The organism is Ruegeria hyattellae (genome assembly GCF_041537925.1).
Taxonomy (GTDB): Bacteria; Pseudomonadota; Alphaproteobacteria; order Rhodobacterales; family Rhodobacteraceae; genus Ruegeria_C.
In genome coordinates, this window is sequence record NZ_JBGOSH010000004.1 from 365,570 (window position 1) to 387,114 (window position 21,545).

Consider the following 21,545-nt stretch of genomic DNA (forward strand, 5'->3'; position numbering starts at 1 on the left):
TCCTTACTTCACGGCGTAGGGCAGCAGCGCCAGGAAACGGGCGCGCTTGATGGCACGGGCCAGTTCACGCTGCTTCTTGGCCGAAACGGCGGTGATACGGGACGGCACGATCTTGCCACGCTCAGAGATGTAGCGTTGCAGCAGACGGGTGTCCTTATAATCGATCTTGGGCGCGTTGTCGCCCGAGAACGGGCAAACCTTGCGGCGGCGGAAAAACGGTTTTGCAGCCATTTTAGATGTCCTTTCTCAAGCTAAGATCAGCGGCGCTCGCGGCGGCCTTCGCGCTCATCGCGCTTCTGCATCTGGACCGAGGGACCCTCGGCATGCTCGTCGACCTTGATGGTCAGAACGCGCATCACGTCGTCATGCAGACGCATCAGACGCTCCATCTCCTGAACGGCCGGCGCGGACGCATCGGTGCGCAGGTAGGCATAATGGCCCTTGCGGTTCTTATTGATCTTGTAGGCCATCGTCTTGACGCCCCAGTACTCGTGATCGACAAGGTTGCCACCATTGTCGGACAACACGGCACCGAAATGTTCGATGAGGCCCTCGGCTTGCGTGTTGGACAGGTCCTGACGCGCAATCATGACATGCTCATAAAGCGGCATGTGAACTCCTGTTTCTGTCAAGGCGCACTTCAAAGGCGGGGCGTTTGACCTTTCGCTGCCCCACCACGAGAGGATGCGCGGTTCGAATTCCTGCGAAAGGATGGCGCTATATACACCCTCTGGCGGGCCATGCAAGGGCTGAAACAGGCGGTGGCTGCCGCTCAATTTCCCTGCCTGTGCCCCAATCTTTCGCGCGCGTGCCGCAATCCTGACGCTTTGTATTCAGAACCTTGCAACCAAGGGGAGAACTTCCCGCAAATGGATCATACGCCACAAGGATGCCAGAAGGATGAAAGCAGTGCGCAATGATATGATGAAAGAGGCCGTTTCGCTTCCAAGCTTTGAGGAGGCGATGCCTTTGATGATTGCCTTTGCGCCCAACTGGCCGGCGCGAAAGGTGCTGTTCCGGATCTTCGGCACCGCGCTGATCCTGGGGTCGGCGCTGATGTGGCTGTTGCCGGGCGCCGACATGTCGGCAGAGTCGGCGACGTTCAAGCTGGGCGCCTCGCTGTTTTTTCTGCTCTGTGGTCTGGCGCTGTTGATGATGCACCATGTGGACAATCAGCCCGATGCCTATTTCGACCCGATCCGTCGCGAGGTGCGCGTGCTGCAGAAGAACAACCGGGGCCGCCCGCAAACGGTTCTGCGTCGCAGCTATGAAAGCCTGGGCGCGGCGCGGTTCACCGAAAACCTGCTGGAGGTGTTCGATGTGGATGGCACCATGCTGATGCGCCTGCCGATCGAGTCGCCCGAGGTGCGCGATGCGATGCGCGCACAGCTTGCCGGGATGGTCAACATCACCGCCTGATCGGCGGATGTTCACCTGATCACATTAATTGTGAGCGAATAGAGACTTGCCGTCGCCCACGGGCGACGCAATTCTGTTGTCATGGCGCCCGTTCAACGGCCCTATACTGATGCGCAAACAATTGACCGGAGAAGACTCCAATGAAAACCGCCCTTTTTGCCGCCGCACTGGCAACCGCCGCGACCGCCGGCTATGCCGCGCCGGAGAAATACCTTTTGGATTCCAGCCACAGCCAGGTGGTGTTCGACTATAATCACCTCGGATTCTCGACCACTTATGGCATGTTCTCGGGCTTTGAAGGCGAGATTACGTTCGACGCCGAAAACCCTGCCGATTCCAGCGTCTCGGTCGCAATGCCGGTCAAGTCCATGTTCACCGGTTGGGAAAAGCGTACCGAGCATTTCATGTCTGACGATTTCTTTGGCGCGTCCGAAGAGGATCTGGTTACCTTCACATCGACCGGTATCGAGGTAACCGGCGAGGACACCGCCAAGATCACCGGCGATCTGACCATGAACGACATCACCAAGTCGGTGGTGCTGGATGCCAAGCTGAACCAGTCGGCCGAGCATCCGATGGCAAAGAAGCCCTGGCTGGGCTTCGATGCGACCACCACTTTGGTACGTTCCGAGTTCGAGGTTGGCAACTTTGCGCCCTTCGTCAGTGACGAGGTGAACGTCTTTATCTCGGTCGAGGCGATGAAGGCGGAGTAATCCGGCCGTCGACTTCTGAACATTAACGCCAGGGGTCACCCTGGCGTTTTATCGTGCGAAGAGGTCGTGTGCTGTCAGTCAGGGGTCATTCCTGTCTGGTCATCGCTTCAGAACCTCGATGATCTGAGCCACCAGATGTCGTGAACTTGCGCTCCGGGGCGATAGGCAGACATAGCTTTTTTCCATTTTCAATGTCGCGGAAACCGGCGCGATCAGAGTGCCGAGATCCAGATCCGGCTGTGCCAAGCGCCTGGGAGCAAGCGCAATTCCGGCCCCTTCACGAGCAAGCGCCAGCGCGAGCGATGTCGTATTTACGGTATATCCCGATCGCGGCCCGTGCTCGCGCTTCATACCCAAGGCAAGCCAGTACTTTTCCCATGTCGGTTCGCTCATGAACTCCGGCCCCCAATCATTGTGTATCAGCAATTCACTGGAAAGACCTGAGATGCCGTTTGCGCCGTACCTGTCCCAGAAGTCCGGCGCGCAGACTGCGACCGCAACCTCGTCATACAACTTCGTTTCCACGAGATCCGTGTAGTATTTGGATTTGTTGGTGATGCGAATGTCGATCCCGTCGCGGGTGATGTGAACCGGGTCTGATTCAACGCGTATTTCAACCGAGGCACCCGTGGATTGCCGGAACGCGATCAATCTGGGCAGAAGCCAGCGGTCAGCAATCGAAGGCAGTGCGCTTACAACGACTTTCGCAGGGTCGACGACGTTGCGAACATGACGGGTAGTGTCGGAGATTTCCCGGAACGCGCGGCGCGCGGCCTCGAAGACTGCCTCTCCGGAATCTGTCAGGATGAGCTTGTTGCCCCTGCGCATGAACAGATCGTTGCCCAGATGCGTTTCAAGGTTCTTCACCTGCTGGCTGACGGCGGCAGCGCTTACGCCCAATTCCTGTCCCGCATGTAGGAAGCTCATATGCTCCGCCGCGCTGTAAAATGCTTTCAAGGCATTCAGTGGTGGCAGGTTCTTCATCGCTTCCCATCAGTATTTCTTAAGGGTTCCCAGTAATTCTGATTGTTGCTCGAAGTGAGGCCTTGGGCAACACTCAAGCGGTCAATGTCATGACGGAGAGATCGCGATGTACGTCAATGGTGGCAAGGTTCTGCAGGGCTATAGTGTTGGAATTCTGAAGTTTGCCGGCAAGAAATTTGCCATGCCACCCGGCGATGTGGGTAACCCCACTTCTTACCCGTTCCCGGTATTGATCAGAGAAATTCCCGATGTGTCCACCAACCCCTCACCCCCGGTCATAATGCCCGATGGCACCTTTTCCGAGTTGGTCAGGAATTGCATTGCCGCCGCTCAGGAAATGGAGGCGGACGGTGTGCGTTCGATTGCCATGTGGTGTGGTTTCTTCTCTCTCATCCAACCCATCCTCGCCAAACATGTCAGCGTGCCTATCCTCAGCTCTCCGCTGATCATGCTTCCAGTCATTCACCAGATGATGCCGCCGGAAAAATCCATCGCCGTTGTGGTGGCGTCAGAGAAGCTTTTGACAGCAGAATATTTCGACGCCATCAACGCAAAGCGTGATGAGCGGATTGTCATTGTCGGGATGGATGATGCGCCAGTCTTCAATTCCTTCTGCATGGGGGGACCAGAGACCGGGTATGAATTCGATGACTTTGGTGCGGAGCTTTGCGAATTGATGGACACGCAGATCGCCAAGCACCCCGAGATTGGCGCGATCATGCTGGAATGTACCTCGCTACCGCCATTTGCCGCGCGCATAGGCGCCCATACCGGTCTCCCTGTCTATGACTTCATCGCCTGTGTGGAATGGATGCACCGTGCGGTCGTTCCGAAAACCTATGACGGATATATCTAGACGACCTCCGGCGCCCGGAGTTGCTGCCGATGTAAATCGCTCCGGGATTGTCGATGCAGCCCAGTGGGGGGCTGCCCGGGTTCGAGACCTAGTCGGTTGTGGTCAGCCATCGCCGCCACGCTTTGCAATCAGGGACACCGCAACCTCCACGCCAAAGGCCAGTGAGCTTTCGTCGGGCAGGCTCTGACCGACGCCGAAATCCAGGCGGTTGAGCAGCAATGTGCCGGCCATCTTCGCTTGGTCGCCTTCAAGTTCCAGTTCGAAGGGCAGGATCACATCCACCGATTGGTCACGGATGGTGAGGGGGCCGCGCGCCTCGTAGCCGGTTTCGGTTTTGTGGATCTCGGCCGTGAAGCTTGCGGTCGGGAACTGCGTGGCGTCAAAGAAATCGGCCCCCAGCGCCTGACCGGTAACCGAGCCCAGCGTCAGCGAGGGGATCGACACCACGACCTCGACATCTCCGGCCTTGCCGGGCGCATCGGGCGCGTCGAAACTGATGGCTGCGGTCCAATCGGCGAAACTGCCGTCGACCACGCTGCCCAACTGAGTCACCGAGATACCCAGCGTGCCGGTTTCGACCTGCCAGTCCGACTGTACCGCAGCAAGTTCCGCGCGATCTGTGGGATGGTCCTCGCCATAATCTTGCGCACCATGGCCGAAGGCGCCGATCATTGCGCCTCCGGCAATTGCTGCGCCCCATGCGATAAGGGCGGCAAGTGGCGGCAGAGCCGAGCGGTGCTGTTCGGGTGGTTCGGGTGCGGTATTTGCACCGGGCAGCATCCGGCGCAGGGTCTGGTCGTGGTCGATAATGTGATGCTTCACCGCGCCGACGATATGCAGCACCAGTGCTCCGATCAGAACCCATTGCAGGATCCAGTGCAGCCCGCCAAAGAACGCCGCCACACCCTCGCTTTTGGGGACGAAGGGCAGGGTCTGGCCGAAAGGCCACCAGATCGGCGCGAAGCCGGTGGTTGCGGCATGATGTATCCAGCCGCTCAGCGGGACCAGCACAAGCGAGCCATAAAGCAGCCAGTGCACCGTCTCGGCGGCAAAGGCCTCGGGTTTGTTGTCAGCGTTCAGCAGCCCCGGGTGCGGCTGCGTCAGCGTCCAGACGATCCGCGCCAGTGCCAAGAAGAAGATGGTGACACCGATGGTCTTGTGCATCGAGAACAGCAGGGTTGCCCGCGCCACCTGGGCGTCAGTGGTGGGGATGTCGGGATTGACTATGGCCTCGGCAAGGGAATTGGCGACCAGCCCCAGCGGGATCACCGTAAAGATCAGTAGGGCGGTCAGCCAGTGGAACGACTTGGAGACACCGCCATAGCTGCGACTGGTATTGACGAGGGACATGGATGGCTCCTGACTGCGTGCTTGCGGCAACATTATCGTGCCCGGGGGGCGGGACAAGTCATGTCTGCGCACACGCAGCGTGTCTGGATGCAGAGCTTGTATGGTGCGGGTTGGTTGTCTAAACGGGGCCGACAGGACAGAACGCAGGAAAAGGCAGCCATGACATTAGCATTCGTTTTTCCCGGACAAGGCGCGCAGACCATCGGAATGGGCAAGGCGCTGGCCGAGGCCTATCCAGCGGCGCAGGCGGTTTTCAACGAGGTGGACGCGGCGCTTGGGGAAAAGCTGAGTGATCTGATCTGGGATGGAGATATTGCCGAGCTGACGCTGACGCAGAACGCGCAACCGGCGCTGATGGCGACCTCGCTGGCCGCTATGCGTGCGCTGGAGGCCGAGGGCGTGTCGATCGACCGGGCGTCTTTTGTCGCTGGGCATTCGCTGGGTGAATATTCAGCGCTGGCGGCTGCCGGGGCGCTGAGCGTGGCGGACACGGCGCGGCTGCTGCGCACCCGTGGGCAAGCCATGCAGAGTGCAGTGCCGGTGGGCGAGGGCGCGATGGCGGCCATTCTGGGCCTCGACCTAGAGGCCGTGCGTGTTGTGGCAGACGAGGCGGCGCAGGGCGATGTGTGTCAGGCCGCCAATGACAACGACCCAATGCAGGTTGTGGTCTCGGGCAGCAAAGCGGCGGTGGAACGCGCCGCCGTGATCGCCAAGGAAAAAGGTGCAAAGCGGGCGGTGATGCTGCCTGTCAGCGCGCCGTTTCATTGCGCGCTGATGCAGCCCGCCGCCGACGTGATGGCCGAGGCGCTGGCCGGGGTCGAAATCAAGGCCCCCGCCGTTCCGCTGGTCGCCAATGTGCGGGCCGAGGCAGTGTCCGACCCGGCCACCATCCGGCAATTGCTGGTCGAACAGATCACCGGTTCGGTGCGCTGGCGCGAAAGCGTGCAATTTATGGCGGCGCACGGCGTGACCGGCGTTTGGGAGATTGGCGCGGGCAAGGCTTTGTCGGGCATGATCCGGAAAATCGATCGGGCCGTCGCCTCGAGCGCGGTCGGCACGCCAGACGATGTGACCGCTGTGATGGCGCAATAGGAATCGAAATGTGAAGCGGGTCGCAGAAGACCTAGGCAAAAAATGAAAACCTTGTGCTGCAAACGCAGCGGGAGACTTGAGATATGTTTGATTTGACCGGAAAGAATGCGCTGATCACCGGTGCTTCGGGCGGGATTGGTGGTGATATTGCGCGCGCATTACACGGGGCGGGGGCCAATGTGGGGCTTTCTGGCACACGGGTCGAGCCTCTGCAGGCGCTGGCGGATGATCTGGGCGAACGCGCCCATGTGCTGCCTTGCAACCTGGGCGATGCCGAGGCGGTCGCAGCGCTTCCGAAACAGGCGATTGAGGCGATGGGATCGGTTGATATTCTGGTCAACAACGCGGGCATTACGCGAGACAACCTGTTCATGCGGATGTCGGACGAGGATTGGCAGAGCGTGATCGACGTCAACATGACCGCCACGATGAAACTGTGCAGAGGCGTGATCCGCGGTATGATGAAGGCGCGCTGGGGCCGGATCGTGAATATCTCGTCCGTGGTGGGCGCAATCGGCAATCCGGGGCAGGCGAACTATGCCGCCTCAAAGGCCGGAGTAGTGGGCTTATCCAAGGCGTTGGCCCACGAGGTTGCAACCCGCGGCATCACCGTGAACGCGGTTGCTCCGGGCTTTATCACCACCGCGATGACCGAGAAGTTGACCGAGGACCAGAAGGCCGGTCTGCTGCAGCAGGTTCCCGCCGGTCGCATGGGCGAGCCCGAAGAGATTGCAGCGGCGGTACTCTATCTTGCCAGCCCCGAGGCGGCCTATGTCACCGGAAGCACCTTGCATGTGAATGGTGGTATGGCCATGTTGTAGGCCTGAATCGGGCGGGCGGCGAAACCATTTGCCTTGTGTGCCGACTATGCTATAGGCGGCGCACATCCCGGGGCGGTTATCATTCGCCCCGTCCTTTTGCCCGGCTAGCCGGGATCTAAACCGCCCGGACCGGGCAAATCCAAGCCAACCCGAGCGGGCAAGGGCAGACAATCGGGCCGCAGGCCCAATGTGAATGAGGAATTGACATGAGCGACGTCGCAGATCGCGTTAAGAAGATCGTTGTAGAGCACCTGGGTGTTGAAGAGGACAAAGTGACCGAGAATGCGTCGTTCATCGACGACCTGGGCGCCGACAGCCTCGACACCGTTGAGCTGGTCATGGCTTTCGAAGAAGAGTTCGGCATCGAGATCCCGGACGACGCGGCCGAGACCATCCAGACATTTGGCGATGCGGTCAAATTCATCAGCGAAGCCTCCTGAGCCAGCGCTGGAGACTGTTTAAAACGGCGTCTCCTTCGGGAGGCGCCGTTTTTGTTGTTTGTAAGCCGCGCTTTGCCTGTAAATTGCCAATCGGCGTCTTGCCCGAATCTCTGACAACCCGCACGGTCCGCCTGAGGCAAATGATCAGACGAGCAGCAAATGATCCGATCGGTCCCGATGATTAATACCGCCCGGCTGACACTGAGTGGAATGCGGCCGGAAGATTTCGACCGCTATGCCGAGATCTGGGCGGATCCGGATGTGATTCGCTACACCGGCGGGCGCCCGAGGTCACGCGGCGAGGCCTGGACCGCGTTCCTGCGCAACGCCGGGCACTGGCAGATGACTGGTTTCGGACAATGGGCGGTGATTGAGCAAAAGACTCGCAGGATGATCGGGCAGGCGGGTTTTTTCTTTACCGACCGCGCCTTGGGCGAGGATTTTGATGCGTTCCCCGAGGTCGGCTGGCTGCTGGCGCCAGAGGCGCGGGGCAAGGGCTATGGCTATGAGGCGGCCCAAGCCGCGCATGACTGGTTCGACCGGGTCATTCCAGGTCCGCTGGTGGCGATGATCGATACGGACAACCCGGTGTCGCATCATCTTGCCGGGCGCTTGGGTTATGCGCCTCTCAGGGATGCGGTGATCCATGAAAAGAGCGTCAGTCTGCTTTGTCGCAAGGGACCGCCCGCCCGCATTTGAGGCATAGGCCGCAAATGGCACATTCAATGCCGAAACTGGGTGATTCCCCCCCTGCGCTTCGCGTTATGGTACGGTGAAGATTGCGTTGGCTCAGTGGAAGGGACCGGCCATGATAATTTATCCGACAATGGAACTTCAGAACGGGCATTGCGTGACCCTGACAAAGGGCCGCCTTGAGGACCCGATGCTGTGGCACGTCGACCCGGTCGAAACCGCCAGAGGATGGGCGGCGGCTGGGGCCGAATGGATGCATCTGACCGATTTCGATGCCATCGAGGGGTCGGACGGAAATGCGGAACTGGTCGAAGAGATCATTCGCGGGGTTGGCATTCCGGTTCAGCTCGGCGGCGGCATGCGCAGCCGTGAAAGCATCGAACGCTGGATCGACAAGGGTGCCGGCCGCGTGGTGGTTGGCACGCTGGCCGCGATTGAACCAGAGCTGGTCAAGGAAATGGCCAAACGGTACCCGGACCAGATCGTGCTGTCGGTCGATGTCTGGCGCGGCCAGGTGATGACCGAAGGCTGGCGCAGCGCCGGCGCCTTCACCCCCGAGGCTTTCATCGAAGCCTTTGACGGCGTACCGCTGGCTTCGATCGTGGTGACCGATATCGACAGCGACATGGAGGATTTGGAGGCACAGCTGGGCCTGATTTCCTCGCTGGCGAGCCATTCCCGGACTCCGGTGATCGCCAGTGGCGTGGTCCGGTCGAGCGATGACATTTCGCGTCTGGCCTATATCCACAACATTTCGGGTGCGCTTGTCAGCCGGGCGCTGTTCCTCAAGACGCTGGACCTGAGCGATGCCCTGGACGTGGCGCGCCAGGCCAATGAACCGGTCGCGGAATTCCGCTGACTGAGGTCTGATGCCCACACGCCCGCGCGCCGCAAAGATCCGCGCGCGGGCTTACCTGCATGATCGGAACATCTGCGGTCCTGCGCCCGTTTGGGTGGCGGCTGGGCGGTTTCGTGACGTGCCGGACACTTGCCCCCGGCCCCCCGCGCAGGCTAAGAGCAATGACGAACATTAAAAGCAGGCATGAGGCACTATATGCGCAGAGTCGTTGTAACCGGTCTCGGATTGGTCACCCCGCTGGCAAGCGGCGTTGAGGAAACATGGTCGAGACTGCTGGACGGGCAATCCGGCGCTGGCCCGATCACACGGTTTGATGCCGAGGCCTCTGGGGTCACGACAACCTATGCCTGCGAAGTGCCGCGCGGCGATGGCAGTGACGGCAGCTTCAACCCGGATGATTGGTTGCCCCCCAAAGAGCAGCGCAAGATCGAGGATTTCATCCTCTATTCCATAGCGGCGGCAGATATGGCCTGCCACGATGCAGGCTGGACCCCGGAAGACGAGGCCGACCGGCTGCGCACCGGCGTGTTGATCGGGTCGGGCATTGGCGGGTTGGGCTCGATTGCTGAAACCGCCAACCTGATCAAGGATCGCGGCCCGCGCCGGGTGTCGCCCTTCTTCATTCCGGGCGCGCTGATCAACTTGGCCTCGGGCCAGGTGTCGATCCGGTTCGGGTTCAAGGGGCCGAACCATTCCGTCGTGACCGCCTGTTCCACCGGGGCCCATGCGATTGGCGATGCCAGCCGGATCATTCGGGCGGGCGATGCGGATGTAATGATCGCAGGTGGTGGTGAGGGCTGTATCTGCGAGATCGGGATTGCCGGTTTCAATGCCTGCAAGGCGCTGTCGACCAAATATGGCGATGATCCGCAATCGGCCAGCCGCCCCTATGACGTGGACCGGGACGGGTTTGTCATGGGCGAGGGCGCGGGCGTTGTCGTGCTGGAAGACTATGAGCACGCCAAGGCGCGCGGAGCGAAGATTTATGCCGAGGTGCTGGGTTATGGCATGTCTGGCGACGCCTATCATATCACCGCGCCTTCCGAGGATGGCGATGGGGCCGAGCGGGCGATGAACGCCGCCCTTGCCAGCGCCGGTCTACAGGCGTCGGATCTGGACTACATCAACGCGCATGGCACCTCGACCATGGCGGACACGATCGAGCTGGGTGCGGTGGAACGCATGCTGGGGGATCATGCGGGCGATGTCACCATGTCCTCGACCAAATCCGCCACCGGGCATCTGCTGGGTGCGGCGGGCGCGATCGAGGCGATCTTTTCGATTCTCGCGATCCGCGATCAGGTAGCGCCGCCGACGATCAATCTCGACAATCCGGCGGTTGCAACGCCAGTCGATCTGGCACCGAACGCCAAGAGGAAACGCAAGATCGACGTGGCCCTGTCGAACTCTTTCGGTTTTGGCGGCACCAATGCGAGCGTGATCTTCGGAAAGGCCAGCTAAATGTGGCGCAGTCTTGCCTCGAACATGCTGACCTTTCTGTTGGTTGGCCTGTTCTTGATCGCCGGTGTGGTGATGTGGGGGCAATCGCAATACCGCTCCGAAGGGCCGTTGGCGAGCGCGATCTGCCTCACGGTTGATCCCGGGTCGAACATGACCCGGGTCAGCAAGGATCTGGTCGAACAAGGCGCAGTGACCAATGCGCGCATTTTCCGGATCGGGGCAGATTATCAGGATAAGGCCGGGAATCTGAAGGCGGGCAGCTTTCTGGTGCGCGAAAGCGCGACGATGGAACAGATTGTTGACCAGATCACCAAGGGCGGCGCCAGCACCTGCGGGACCCAGATCATCTACCGGATCGGGGTGACGCGCAATCTGATGGAAGTGCGCGAACTCGATCCGCAAAGCCTTGATTTTGTTGAACTTGCCGAGTTCGATCCGACAGCGGATGAAACGCCTGCCGTCTATGGCGAGAAACGCGACCAGCCCGACACGCAATACCGGGTGGTGATGGCTGAAGGCGTCACCACCTGGCAGGTGGCCGAAGCCTTGAAAAACTGGGACGTACTGACGGGCGAGGTTACGGAGCTGCCCGGAGAAGGTATGCTTGCACCGCGCGACTACGTCGTTAAGAGTGGCGATCAAGTTGCCGAAATCATTTCGGAAATGGAGGATGAGCAGATCCTTCGTATCAATGCAGTCTGGGAGAGCCGTCAGGACGGCCTGCCGCTTGCCTCTCCGGAAGAGATGCTGATCCTTGCCTCGATCATCGAAAAGGAAACCGGGCTGCCCGAAGAACGCGGGCAGGTAGCCAGCGTTTTTGTCAACCGGCTCAATCAGGGCATGAAACTGCAAACCGACCCGACGGTGATCTATGGGATCACCAAAGGTCAACGGGTGCTGGGGCGCGGATTGCGGCGCAGCGAGCTTCGCCGGGTAACACCTTGGAATACCTATTTGATCGACGGATTACCGCCAACACCCATCGCCAATCCGGGCCTAGCTAGCCTGGAGGCTGCGGTGGCACCGGAAGATACTAGCTTCGTCTTTTTCGTTGCCGATGGAACGGGTGGTCATGCGTTTGCGGAGACCCTGCAGGAGCACAACCGCAACGTCGCCAAATGGCGTGAGATTGAGGCGGAACGGGGGAATTCGGGGAATTGATCAAGGTTCCCTGATAGATTGTTTTCTTTTCATCGCTACATTTTTGGGTAGAGTAGGGTTGTCGGGCTCTGCCCGCGCGACATCCTCCAGTTGGAAGCGACGATGCCCTGTTTTTGTAACGCTGCCGCGTTTAGCGCGCCTATGGCGCCTGCCGCCAGCCTGTCCGTCATGGCGGTTCCGCCGCAAATGATAAAACTACAAAGCCTGTTGGGCTTGCAGACGCAAGCGCAGGCCGAAATGCGTGCGGATATGAAACTGGCTTCGATGCTGCCCGAGGTGACCTCGGATGCTTATTTGCGAGCCACGCTGATGGCACATGCGCCAAATGTTCAGCTGCCCGCTGTGCTGCCGGAAGGCGGCGGCGCACTTTTGTCGATGATGGTGAAGCTTGCCGCCGTTGCACCAGTCTTTCCGATCACCAACCCGCGCATGTTGTTGGCCTATCTTCAGCGGGCTGTTGCAAGCCTTGCGGCAAGTGTTTTGCCGCAAGCTCAGTTCCTTCCTGCCGTGCCGATGAAAAACATGGCCATAGCGGCGCGCGTCACGCTTGCCCTGCGGGCACAGGGTCTGTGCCCGATGGCGCTGGCCGATGTGGATGCGCGTTTCGCCGCACAGGCAGGGGCCACCGACACGCAAGGAAGATTCTCTTCGGCGATGGGGTTTGCGGCCGCACTACCGCGGCTGAACATGCCGCCACTGGCATTGCCGGCCCCCAAGCTGCAGCTGGCTTGGCAAATGGCGGTGCTGGCGCAGGCCGCCAACGCACCAGCCGGTCTGCGTTTGCCAGCCCTATCTGATCCCAGCCTGACACGGGCATTGCTGAACCAGTTGGGTGCTCTGTCGACGGTTCCCGTTCCTGTGATGCCGGTCTCGCTGGATGAGTTGCAGGCCATGGCCGAACAGCTTCAGGACTTGGCCACGATCCAGGAAGCCTTTGGACCAGATGCAATGACACCTGCTGGTGTCGCGCGGGTCAACGCGATGCTCAGTTACATGGCCAGTCTCAGAGTTCCCATGCCTCTGCCAGCGCAATCTCTGCAGGTGCAGCTTGACGCGCTTCCCAAGTTCGACGACGTGGCGCAAGGTACTGCGACGGCCAGTGCGGGTGCCATGAATATTGCAGCCTCCATGAGCGTTCCTCCGCCTTCTGTGCCGATTCTGCCGTTGCTCGAAGAACTTGCCGGATTGAAACAAGCGCTCACGCCTGGGTCTCTGCTGCCCTGTGCCAGGTGCAACTCAGAGATTGGTAATATCGCAGCCAGCATGGCCGGCACGCAATTGCCACCACTGCCGCAGCTTCCTCAAGTGCCATTTCTGGCGTGACGCCGTTCTAGGCTGGTCCACCTCAAAGGGTCATGACACCCTAATTTTCCGTATATAAAACGGTCTGTTATCCGTTGCGACCGTTGCGGAAATTCTTGACTTTCCGCGCTTTTCCCGTATAGATTGTGTCATGCTAGAAGACATGGGACTGCGGCTCCGGACGACCTCCGGCGGTCGTTTTTTTACGTCTCTCGTGCGGAGATCACTTACGCATGAGGTCACGAGCAAACATGACTTTGATTACCCCGGAGGAGCGGATTTCGCGGACGGCAGACCTGTTGGCGTCGTTCGAGGAAACCATTCGCGGTCTGCGAAACGCGGCGGAAGACCTGCGCAGACAGATCGAGGCCGGGGAGGATGCAGATCTTGCTGGCGGAGCCAGGCAATTGGGACAAGTGAGCGGCCTGATCCGCGATTGTCAAAAAGTGGAGAAGAGTTTTGTCGAACTACATCATGCCCAAACCGGAATTGCGCAGGGCGGGTACGCCCTCGACCTTGAGCAGGCTCGATTTGAGGTCGGGTGCCGACTGGCTCGCCTCCGCGCCTGCTGCCGTCAGGGAGAAATTCCTGAGTGAGATCGGGGAGGGAGGGCTGTGCGCCCTCCCTTTCCTTTTCGAATTCTGGGCGCTGCCACATCAACTGCCACCCGAAGGCGATTGGCGATCCTGGGTGGTCATGGGAGGCCGCGGTGCGGGCAAGACACGGGCCGGGGCGGAATTGGTACGGTCCATGGTCGAAGGCGCGCGACCCCTGGACAGTGGGTCAGCGCGGCGGGTGGCGTTGGTGGGCGAAACCTATGATCAGGTGCGTGACGTGATGATTTTTGGCGATAGCGGGATTCTGGCCTGCTCACCGCCTGATCGCAGGCCGAAATGGAAGGCGTCAGAGCGTCGGTTGGTCTGGCCCAACGGGGCGGAGGCGCAGGCGTTTTCTGCCTCGGACCCCGAGGCGCTGCGCGGGCCGCAGTTTGATGCGGCCTGGGTCGATGAGCTGGCAAAATGGAAAAAGGCGGGTGAGACCTGGGATATGCTGCAATTTGCGTTGCGGCTGGGCGACGCGCCGCGGGTCTGTGCAACAACGACGCCTCGGAATGTGGCGGCGCTACGGGACGTGCTGGCGTCTCCTTCGACCGTGGTGAGCCATGCGCCGACCGAGGCGAACCGAGCCAATCTGGCGGATTCGTTCCTTGAAGAAGTGCGGGCACGCTATGCCGGGACAAGGTTGGGGCGGCAGGAGCTTGAAGGGGTTCTGATGACCGATATCGAAGGTGCACTCTGGAGCGCTGAGATGCTGGAGAGGGCGCAGGTGGACGCGGTGCCAGAGCTTGACCGGGTTGTTGTGGCATTGGACCCGGCGGTGAGTTCGGGTGCGTCTGCGGATGAATGTGGGATCGTCGTGGTTGGGGCCAAGCTAAAGGGCCCACCTCAGGAATGGCGGGCCTATGTTCTGGCGGACCGGACAGTGCGCGGAAAGGGACCGGCGGGCTGGGCGCGGGCGGCCATTGCGGCGATGGATGAATTCGACGCGGAGCGGTTGGTGGCGGAGGTCAATCAGGGCGGTCAGCTTGTCGAAGAGGTTTTGCGTCAGGTCGATCCACTGGTGCCGTTCAAGGCGGTGCACGCGGCGCGCGGCAAGGCGGCACGGGCTGAGCCGGTGGCGGCGCTCTATGAGCAAGGCAAGGTTCTTCATCTGCGAGGGCTAGGCGCTCTGGAGGAACAGATGTGTCTGATGACAAATCAGGGATTCGAAGGGCAGGGATCACCGGACCGGGTGGATGCGCTGGTCTGGGCTTTGCATGAGCTGATGATCGCGTCTGCCCTGCAATACAAGCGGCCCCGGCTGCGGGTTTTGTAAGGCTTTCGGCTGCGATCTCTCTGCATATCCAACAAAACAAGGGCGCTCGGGGTTCGGGCGCCCTTGTTTTGCCCTGTTGCTTCGGGACGGGACGGTGGGTTCCGAGGCTTTCAACTTCTTTGCGGGATAACTGTGTCAACGAAGCGGTGAGGCGTCACTGGCGCGGTGGGCAATGAGGAGCATCACGGATGGTATTTGATTTCTTGCGGCGCAGGGCAAAGGCGGAGATTCCGGAAGCCAAAGCAAGCGCTTCCGGTCCGGTGGTCACATGGCACAGTGCCGGCCGCGTGGCGTGGAGTGCGCGGGACACGGCCTCGCTCACGCGGACGGGATTTGCGGGCAACCCGGTGGGGTTTCGTTCGGTCAAGCTGATCGCCGAGGCGGCCTCGGCGCTGCCTCTGGTCCTGCAAGATGCAGAGCAGCGCTATGAGACGCATCCGCTTTTGTCGCTGATCCGGCGACCGAATGTGGCGCAGGGCAAGGCCGATCTGTTCGAAGCGCTGTTTGCACAGCTGCTGCTGGCGGGGAACGCCTATGTGGAGGCGGTGCAGGGCGAGGGTGGCCTGCCGCTTGAACTGCATGTGCTGCGCTCGGACCGTGTGAGCGTCGTGCCCGGTCCGGATGGCTGGCCGGTGGCATATGAATACGCGCTTGGCGGGCGCAAGCATCGGTTTGATGTCTCGGGCACCAATCCGGCGATTTGCCATATCAAGAGCTTTCACCCGCAGGACGACCATTACGGTTTTGCACCTATGCAGGCGGCGGCGATGGCAGTGGACGTGCATAATGCGGCCTCGCGCTGGTCCAAGTCGCTCTTGGATAATGCAGCACGGCCTTCGGGCGCGCTGGTCTGGAAAGGATCGGACGGCCAAGGGGTCATGGCCGAGGATCAGTTCCTTCGCCTGAGCGACGAGATCGAGGCGAATTATCAGGGCGCGCGCAATGCGGGGCGGCCGATGGTTCTGGAAGGGGGGCTTGATTGGAAGCCGATGGGATTCTCGCCCTCGGACATGGAGTTTCAGAAGACCAAAGAAGCCGCCGCCCGCGAGATCGCGCTGGCCTTTGGCGTGCCACCGATGTTGCTGGGCATCCAGGGGGACGCGACCTATTCGAACTATCAGGAGGCCAATCGGGCGTTTTATCGCCTGACGGTGCTGCCTCTGGTGACGCGGGTGGCGGCGGCGCTGTCGGATTGGCTGTCGGGGTTCAGCGGCGAGGCGGTCGAGTTGAAGCCGGATCTGGATCAGGTTCCGGCGCTGGCCACCGAGCGCGACGCGCAATGGGCGCGGGTGAACAACGCGAGTTTTCTGAGCGGGACAGAGAAGCGGGCGCTGCTGGGGCTGCCTGCAGGAGAGGCGGATGGCTGATGGGCCGGGATATGCGCCGTTTGACTGCGCGCCGGGGCTGCGGCTGGCGGCGCATGAGCGGGTCGCGGCGATCCAGCATGAGCATCTGTGCCAGAGGTTGGAGCAGATGGAAGAGCTGATGCAGCGGCTGGAAAAGCGCCTTTGGCTGACGGTCTACGGGGTCGCGGCGGTGATACTGGCGCAGGCGTTTCAATCGCTGGTGATTGCCACGCCATGAGTTTCAGAGATTTGCGAGGAGGTGTTCACACATGAGCACGGAGTTGGAACACAAGTTTGCGCGCTTTGGCGACGGGCTGACGGTTGCGGAGGACGCAACGATCCAAGGCTATGCCAGCCTGTTCGGGCAGATGGATCAGGGCGGCGACCGGGTGATGCCGGGGGCATATGCGCAGTCCCTTGAAAAACTCGGCGCTGCGGGCCAGCGGGTCAAGATGCTGTGGCAGCATGATCCCGCGCAGCCGATCGGTGTCTGGGAAGAGGTGCGCGAGGACGACCGCGGACTGTGGGTCAAGGGGCGGCTTCTGGAGGATACCCAGAAAGGCCGCGAGGCGGTGGCGCTGATCAAGGCGGGGGCGATTGATGGGCTGTCCATCGGCTATCGCACCACCAAGGCGCGCAAGGATGAGAGCGGCCATCGGTTGCTGACGGAACTGGAGCTTTGGGAAGTGTCCTTGGTGACCTTTCCGATGCTGCCCAGTGCGCGGGTGACGGCCAAGGGCATCACGCCCGATGAGGCCGAGGCCTGGCGCAGCATTGCCGATGTGCTGGAGAGCGCGCGGCAGGATCTGGCGCAGCGATAGCGCCGCGAAAACAGCAGGAAAAGGGGTGTTCCCATGAGCAAGACCGATGCGTCGGCCTTGACCGGCGAGGCTGTGCCTCCGGTGCAGGAAGTGAAGCGGGCCATGGCTGACTTTGTCAGCGAGTTTAAAGGGTTCCGGACGGAATTTGAAACTAAACTCAAACAAACAGAAGAGCGAGTGAGTATGCTGGATCGTAAATCTCAATTGGCGGGCCGTCCGCCTTTGGCGGGCTCCATCGAGGCGGGGCAGCCGCATCACAAGGCCTTTGGTGACTATCTGCGTTCGGGCGATGACGACGCGTTGCGTGGGCTGGAGATGGAGGCAAAATCCATGTCCACCGCAGTAAACGGCGATGGCGGGTTCCTGATCGATCCGCAGACCTCGGATGTAATCAAGTCGGTGCTGAAATCGACCGCCTCGATCCGGTCGATCTCTTCGGTGGTGAATGTCGAGGCCAACTCTTATGACGTGCTTGTCGATCATTCGGATGTCGGCGCGGGCTGGGCGGCAGAAAACACCCCCTCGGCCGAGACAGGCACGCCCAGCATCGACCGTATCTCGATTCCGCTGCACGAGCTGTCGGCTCTGCCGAAAGCCTCACAACGTCTGTTGGATGACAGCGCCTTCGAGATCGAGACATGGCTTGCGGGTCGCATCGCTGACAAATTCGCTCGTGCCGAGGCCGGTGCGTTCATCAATGGTGATGGAGTCGACAAGCCGCGCGGAATTTTGGATCACGCCAGCGTGGACAATGATGTCTGGGCTTGGGGCAATCTGGGCTATGTGCCGACCGGCGTTGACGGTGATGTCGAGGCCGATGCCATCGTCGATGTCGTCTATGCGCTGGACGCGCAATATCGTGCCAATGCCAGCTTCGTGATGAACTCGAAAACCGCCGGCGCTGTGCGCAAGTTGAAGGATGCGGATGGCCGCTTCCTGTGGTCAGACGGTCTGGCAGCGGGTGAGCCTGCGCGTCTGATGGGCTATCCGGTGGTGATCGCCGAGGACATGCCTGATCCGGGGACCGACGCCATTGCCATTGCATTTGGCGATTTTTCTGCCGGTTACACCATTGCCGAGCGTCCCGATCTGCGCGTGCTGCGCGATCCGTTCAGCGCCAAGCCGCATGTTTTGTTCTACGCCACCAAGCGCGTGGGCGGTGACGTAAGCGATTTTGCCGCGATCAAGCTGCTGAAATTCGGCACCGCGTAAGCGGAGCCGAGTGGCGGGTCGGGAAACCGGCCCGTGTGCGGGCGTGTGCCGTTAAGGCCTTTCACGTTGTCTAGCTGCTCCCCTCCGTTCGAGCGACGTGGGGTGGTGCGCGTCCGCGTCAATCAGGGAACGCGACCCGGAGGGGTCTGAGTTTGCGGAGTGTATCTATGATGTTGACCGAAGAAACCTCGATCCCGGACACGGCGCTGCCGGTGGATCAGTTCAAGGCGCATTTGCGGCTGGGCACCGGGTTTGCCGAGGGCGACCTGCAGGATGGTGTGCTGCGCGGGTTTCTGAGGGCTGCAATCGCGGCGATCGAAACGCGCACGGGCAAGGTTCTGATTTCGCGGCCGTTTTCGCTGGTACTGAACCGCTGGCGCGACCCGCTGGGCGAGGTGTTGCCAGTGGCACCGGTGACCGAGCTGCGCACGGTGGTGTTGGAGAACGCGCAAGGCGACCAAAGCGTGCTGACGGCCGAGAGCTATTGGTTGGAGAAAGACAGCCAGAGGCCGCGGCTGAAACCCGCCGGGGGGGCGCTGCCGCTGATCGCGCAGGGCGGTACGGCGCGGGTCGTGCTGAGCGCCGGTATGGCGGCGGATTGGGGCGGGTTGCCCGCTGATCTGGGCCAGGCCGTGCTGATGCTGGCGGCGCATTACTACGAGTACCGCCACGAGACAGCGCTGGGCGATGGTTGCATGCCGTTTGGCGTGACAAGCCTGATCCAGCGCTACTGCAAGATGCGACTTGGCCTGGGAGAAGGGCAATGAGCGCGCCGCGTCTCAACCGCAAGCTGGTGCTTGAGGCCCCCTCGCGGGTGGCGGACGGGGCGGGGGGGTTCAGCGAAAGCTGGCTGGTGCTGGGCACGCTCTGGGGCGAGGTGAAGGCGCGCAGCGGTACGGTGCGGTCGCAGGCCGGGGCGACGGTTTCGCGGGTCAGCTACCGGATCGTGCTGCGGGCTGCTCCACAGGGAGCGTCAATGCGGCCAGAGGCGGATCAGCGGCTGCGCGAGGGCGATCGGATCTATGCGATCCGGGCGGTGGCCGATCTGGGATCGGACGGCCGCTATCTGACTTGTTTCGCGGATGAAGAGGTATCGGCATGAGTTATGGCATGGCGGCGGCATTGCAGACGGCGGTGTTTCAGCACTTGTCGACGGATGCGGAGATCAGCGCGCGGGTCGGAACCGCGATCTATGACGCGCTGCCGACCGGGACGGTGCCCGAGACCTATATCGCGCTGGGCCCTGAAGAGGCGCGCGACCGCTCTGACGTGAACGGGCGCGGCTCGGAGCACCGGTTCACAGTCTCGGTGATTTCGGAGGCGGCGGGATTTGCTGCGGCCAAGGAACTGGCGGGCCTAATCGGGGACGCGTTGGAAGATGCCCCATTTACGCTCGGCCGGGGGCGGCTGGTGGGGCTGTGGTTCGAGCGCGCGGTAGCGCGGCGGACCGGCTCGGGTGGAGCCGTGCGGCGCATCGATCTGCGCTTTCGCGCGCGCGTCGAAGACAACTGAACTTCTGGATTTGGAGACACGATATGGGTGCTCAAAACGGCAAGGACCTGTTGGTCAAGGTGGATATGAATGGCGGTGGTCTGTTCGAGACCATTGCGGGGTTGCGGGCCACGCGGGTGAGTTTCAACGCCGAAAGTGTGGATGTGACCAGCCTAGAAAGCCAAGGCGGTTGGCGTGAGCTGCTGTCAGGTGCGGGGGTGAAGTCTGCAGCAATCTCTGGGTCTGGTGTGTTCAAGGATGCCAATACCGATGAGCGGGCGCGGCAGCTGTTCTTTGACGGCGAGACGCCTGAATTTCAGGTGATCATCCCCGATTTCGGCATTGTCGAGGGGCCGTTTCAGGTGACCTCGATCGAATATGCCGGCAGCCATGATGGCGAGGCCACCTATGAGATGTCGATGGCCAGCGCCGGGGCGCTGAGCTTTACGGCGCTCTGAGCCATGGCCAATCCATGGGCGGGCGAGGTGTCCCTGATGATCGATGGCGAGCGGCGGGTGTTGAAGCTGACACTGGGCGCACTGGCCGAGCTTGAAGGCACGCTGGAAAGCGGTTCGCTGGTGGATCTGGTGCAGCGTTTCGAGAGCGGTGCGTTTTCGGGTCGTGATGTGCTGGCGTTGATCGTGGCGGGGCTGCGCGGAGGCGGTGCGGATGTGACTTCGGCCGATCTGCTGCGGGCCGAGATCGCGGGAGGTCCCATGGGGGCGGCCAAGGCGGCGGCGGAATTGATCGCGCGGGCCTTCATGGTACCGGGCGAGGCATGAGCGGGTTTGACTGGCCTGATCTGATGCGGGCCGGGATGCAGGGGTTGCACCTGTCGCCGCAAACGTTCTGGCAACTGACACCCGCAGAACTGCGGCTGATGCTGGGGCAGGCGGCGGCGGGTCGGTCATTGGACCGTGCCGGGCTGGATACGCTGCTTGCGGCCTACCCGGATGCGGGAATTGGAGAGGATGATGACGGATAGCGACGGAATTTCCGATCTGCAGGAAAGCGGAGAGGCGCTGAGCGAAACGCTTGGCAGCACGGCGGCGATGGCCGCGGGGTTCGACACCGAGCTGCGGCGAGTGCGGTCTGCGCTTGCCGCGACCGGCAAGGATGTCGAGACGCTGGAGCGTGGCATGTCCAAGGGCTTGCGCCGCGCCTTTGACGGGATGGTGTTTGACGGGATGAAACTGTCGGATGCGCTTTCTACCATTAGGGATTCGATGATCCAAACGGCCTATTCGGCGGCGATCAAGCCGGTGACCAACCATGTGGGTGGACTGCTGGCGGATGGCGTCGGCAGCCTGGTGTCGGGGATTTTGCCATTTGCCAATGGAGCAGGGTTCGCGCAGGGCCGGGTGATGCCCTTTGCCAATGGTGGCGTTGTGTCGGGGCCGGTCAATTTTCCGATGCGTGGAGGCATGGGCCTGATGGGCGAGGCGGGGCCAGAGGCCATCATGCCGCTGGCGCGCGGTGCGGATGGCAAGCTGGGCGTACGCAGCGCGGGCGGCGGGCGGCCGGTGAACGTCGTCATGAATATCTCGACACCGGATGTGCAGGGATTCCGGCGCAGCCAGGGTCAGATCGCGGCGCAGATGGGTCGCGCGCTGAGCCGGGGCAATCGCAATCGCTAGGGGAGAGCAGGG

Annotated in this window: 28 protein-coding genes; 24 read left to right on the forward strand and 4 right to left on the reverse strand. The window is 61.4% G+C overall.

Features of this window, described 5'->3' with window-relative positions:
* Positions 1-3: 3 nt before the first annotated feature.
* Both rpsR and rpsF read right to left on the reverse strand, forming a co-directional pair.
* On the reverse strand, positions 4-231 hold the full coding sequence (rpsR, locus tag AB1E33_RS12580; RefSeq protein ID WP_005982441.1) for a 30S ribosomal protein S18: 228 nt from the start codon (positions 229-231) through the stop codon (positions 4-6).
* A 26-nt stretch (positions 232-257) separates the two neighbouring features.
* The gene (gene rpsF, locus AB1E33_RS12585) at positions 258-611 is read right to left on the reverse strand and encodes a 30S ribosomal protein S6 (RefSeq protein WP_372577624.1); all 354 of its coding nucleotides are present in this window, start codon (positions 609-611) and stop codon (positions 258-260) included.
* Positions 612-900: 289 nt separating this feature from the next.
* Between rpsF and AB1E33_RS12590 the strand changes: the two genes are divergently transcribed.
* Both AB1E33_RS12590 and AB1E33_RS12595 read left to right on the forward strand, forming a co-directional pair.
* A complete protein-coding gene (locus tag AB1E33_RS12590) occupies positions 901-1,419 on the forward strand; it encodes a hypothetical protein (protein ID WP_372577625.1) in 519 nt (172 codons plus the stop codon).
* A 140-nt stretch (positions 1,420-1,559) separates the two neighbouring features.
* A complete protein-coding gene (locus tag AB1E33_RS12595; RefSeq protein WP_372577626.1) occupies positions 1,560-2,132 on the forward strand; it encodes a YceI family protein in 573 nt (190 codons plus the stop codon).
* A gap of 99 nt (positions 2,133-2,231) precedes the next feature.
* On the opposite strand, the gene AB1E33_RS12600 is transcribed toward AB1E33_RS12595, so the two are convergent.
* Entirely contained in the window at positions 2,232-3,116 is an 885-nt protein-coding gene (locus tag AB1E33_RS12600; protein ID WP_372577627.1) for a LysR substrate-binding domain-containing protein, read from the reverse strand.
* A 106-nt stretch (positions 3,117-3,222) separates the two neighbouring features.
* On the opposite strand from AB1E33_RS12600, the gene AB1E33_RS12605 reads away from it, so the two are divergent.
* Entirely contained in the window at positions 3,223-3,972 is a 750-nt protein-coding gene (locus tag AB1E33_RS12605; protein ID WP_372577628.1) for an aspartate/glutamate racemase family protein, read from the forward strand.
* A gap of 102 nt (positions 3,973-4,074) precedes the next feature.
* Here the strand turns inward: AB1E33_RS12605 and AB1E33_RS12610 are convergent, their stop codons facing one another.
* Positions 4,075-5,322 (reverse strand): cytochrome b/b6 domain-containing protein, encoded by a 1,248-nt coding sequence (locus AB1E33_RS12610; RefSeq protein WP_372577629.1) that lies wholly within the window; start codon positions 5,320-5,322, stop codon positions 4,075-4,077.
* Between the two features lie 159 nt (positions 5,323-5,481).
* On the opposite strand from AB1E33_RS12610, the gene fabD reads away from it, so the two are divergent.
* From fabD to AB1E33_RS12715, 21 genes are all read left to right on the forward strand, one after another.
* On the forward strand, positions 5,482-6,414 hold the full coding sequence (fabD, locus tag AB1E33_RS12615; protein WP_372577630.1) for an ACP S-malonyltransferase: 933 nt from the start codon (positions 5,482-5,484) through the stop codon (positions 6,412-6,414).
* Between the two features lie 83 nt (positions 6,415-6,497).
* Positions 6,498-7,235 (forward strand): 3-oxoacyl-[acyl-carrier-protein] reductase, encoded by a 738-nt coding sequence (gene fabG, locus AB1E33_RS12620; RefSeq protein WP_372577631.1) that lies wholly within the window; start codon positions 6,498-6,500, stop codon positions 7,233-7,235.
* 206 nt (positions 7,236-7,441) lie between these two features.
* Positions 7,442-7,675, forward strand: coding sequence for an acyl carrier protein (locus tag AB1E33_RS12625; RefSeq protein ID WP_005982462.1), 234 nt, complete (start codon positions 7,442-7,444; stop codon positions 7,673-7,675).
* 159 nt (positions 7,676-7,834) lie between these two features.
* Positions 7,835-8,374: a GNAT family N-acetyltransferase gene (locus AB1E33_RS12630; RefSeq protein WP_372577632.1), complete on the forward strand. Its 540-nt coding sequence runs from the start codon at positions 7,835-7,837 to the stop codon at positions 8,372-8,374.
* Between the two features lie 109 nt (positions 8,375-8,483).
* Positions 8,484-9,227 carry a 1-(5-phosphoribosyl)-5-[(5-phosphoribosylamino)methylideneamino]imidazole-4-carboxamide isomerase gene (locus AB1E33_RS12635; RefSeq protein WP_372577633.1) on the forward strand — a complete coding sequence of 248 codons (744 nt, stop codon included), beginning with the start codon at positions 8,484-8,486 and terminating at the stop codon, positions 9,225-9,227.
* Between the two features lie 195 nt (positions 9,228-9,422).
* A complete protein-coding gene (fabF, locus tag AB1E33_RS12640) occupies positions 9,423-10,688 on the forward strand; it encodes a beta-ketoacyl-ACP synthase II (protein WP_372577634.1) in 1,266 nt (421 codons plus the stop codon).
* Positions 10,689-11,849, forward strand: a complete 1,161-nt coding sequence (gene mltG / locus AB1E33_RS12645) for an endolytic transglycosylase MltG (RefSeq protein ID WP_372577635.1) — start codon at positions 10,689-10,691, stop codon at positions 11,847-11,849.
* A 186-nt stretch (positions 11,850-12,035) separates the two neighbouring features.
* The gene (locus AB1E33_RS12650) at positions 12,036-13,172 is read left to right on the forward strand and encodes a hypothetical protein (RefSeq protein WP_372577636.1); all 1,137 of its coding nucleotides are present in this window, start codon (positions 12,036-12,038) and stop codon (positions 13,170-13,172) included.
* 230 nt (positions 13,173-13,402) lie between these two features.
* Positions 13,403-13,747: a hypothetical protein gene (locus tag AB1E33_RS12655; protein WP_372577637.1), complete on the forward strand. Its 345-nt coding sequence runs from the start codon at positions 13,403-13,405 to the stop codon at positions 13,745-13,747.
* The gene (locus tag AB1E33_RS12660) at positions 13,683-15,026 is read left to right on the forward strand and encodes a DNA-packaging protein (protein ID WP_372577638.1); all 1,344 of its coding nucleotides are present in this window, start codon (positions 13,683-13,685) and stop codon (positions 15,024-15,026) included. Before AB1E33_RS12655 ends, AB1E33_RS12660 begins: the two co-directional genes overlap by 65 nt.
* Before the next feature lie 188 nt (positions 15,027-15,214).
* A complete protein-coding gene (locus AB1E33_RS12665; protein WP_372577639.1) occupies positions 15,215-16,393 on the forward strand; it encodes a phage portal protein in 1,179 nt (392 codons plus the stop codon).
* Positions 16,386-16,610 carry a GTA head formation protein, RCAP_rcc01685 family gene (locus AB1E33_RS12670; RefSeq protein WP_372577640.1) on the forward strand — a complete coding sequence of 75 codons (225 nt, stop codon included), beginning with the start codon at positions 16,386-16,388 and terminating at the stop codon, positions 16,608-16,610. The genes AB1E33_RS12665 and AB1E33_RS12670 overlap by 8 nt, the downstream gene beginning before the upstream one ends.
* A gap of 31 nt (positions 16,611-16,641) precedes the next feature.
* Entirely contained in the window at positions 16,642-17,193 is a 552-nt protein-coding gene (locus tag AB1E33_RS12675) for an HK97 family phage prohead protease (RefSeq protein WP_372577641.1), read from the forward strand.
* A gap of 33 nt (positions 17,194-17,226) precedes the next feature.
* The gene (locus AB1E33_RS12680; RefSeq protein ID WP_372577642.1) at positions 17,227-18,405 is read left to right on the forward strand and encodes a phage major capsid protein; all 1,179 of its coding nucleotides are present in this window, start codon (positions 17,227-17,229) and stop codon (positions 18,403-18,405) included.
* A 167-nt stretch (positions 18,406-18,572) separates the two neighbouring features.
* Entirely contained in the window at positions 18,573-19,172 is a 600-nt protein-coding gene (locus AB1E33_RS12685) for a head-tail connector protein (RefSeq protein ID WP_372577643.1), read from the forward strand.
* Positions 19,169-19,507, forward strand: coding sequence for a phage head closure protein (locus AB1E33_RS12690; RefSeq protein ID WP_372577644.1), 339 nt, complete (start codon positions 19,169-19,171; stop codon positions 19,505-19,507). The genes AB1E33_RS12685 and AB1E33_RS12690 overlap by 4 nt, the downstream gene beginning before the upstream one ends.
* Positions 19,504-19,917, forward strand: coding sequence for a DUF3168 domain-containing protein (locus AB1E33_RS12695; protein ID WP_372577645.1), 414 nt, complete (start codon positions 19,504-19,506; stop codon positions 19,915-19,917). Before AB1E33_RS12690 ends, AB1E33_RS12695 begins: the two co-directional genes overlap by 4 nt.
* A gap of 23 nt (positions 19,918-19,940) precedes the next feature.
* Entirely contained in the window at positions 19,941-20,354 is a 414-nt protein-coding gene (locus tag AB1E33_RS12700) for a phage major tail protein, TP901-1 family (RefSeq protein ID WP_372577646.1), read from the forward strand.
* A 3-nt stretch (positions 20,355-20,357) separates the two neighbouring features.
* Entirely contained in the window at positions 20,358-20,678 is a 321-nt protein-coding gene (locus AB1E33_RS12705; protein WP_372577647.1) for a gene transfer agent family protein, read from the forward strand.
* A complete protein-coding gene (locus AB1E33_RS12710) occupies positions 20,675-20,881 on the forward strand; it encodes a rcc01693 family protein (protein ID WP_372577648.1) in 207 nt (68 codons plus the stop codon). Before AB1E33_RS12705 ends, AB1E33_RS12710 begins: the two co-directional genes overlap by 4 nt.
* Positions 20,871-21,533: an RcGTA-type gene transfer agent tail tape measure protein gene (locus tag AB1E33_RS12715; RefSeq protein WP_372577649.1), complete on the forward strand. Its 663-nt coding sequence runs from the start codon at positions 20,871-20,873 to the stop codon at positions 21,531-21,533. The genes AB1E33_RS12710 and AB1E33_RS12715 overlap by 11 nt, the downstream gene beginning before the upstream one ends.
* The last annotated feature ends 12 nt before the right edge of the window (positions 21,534-21,545 follow it).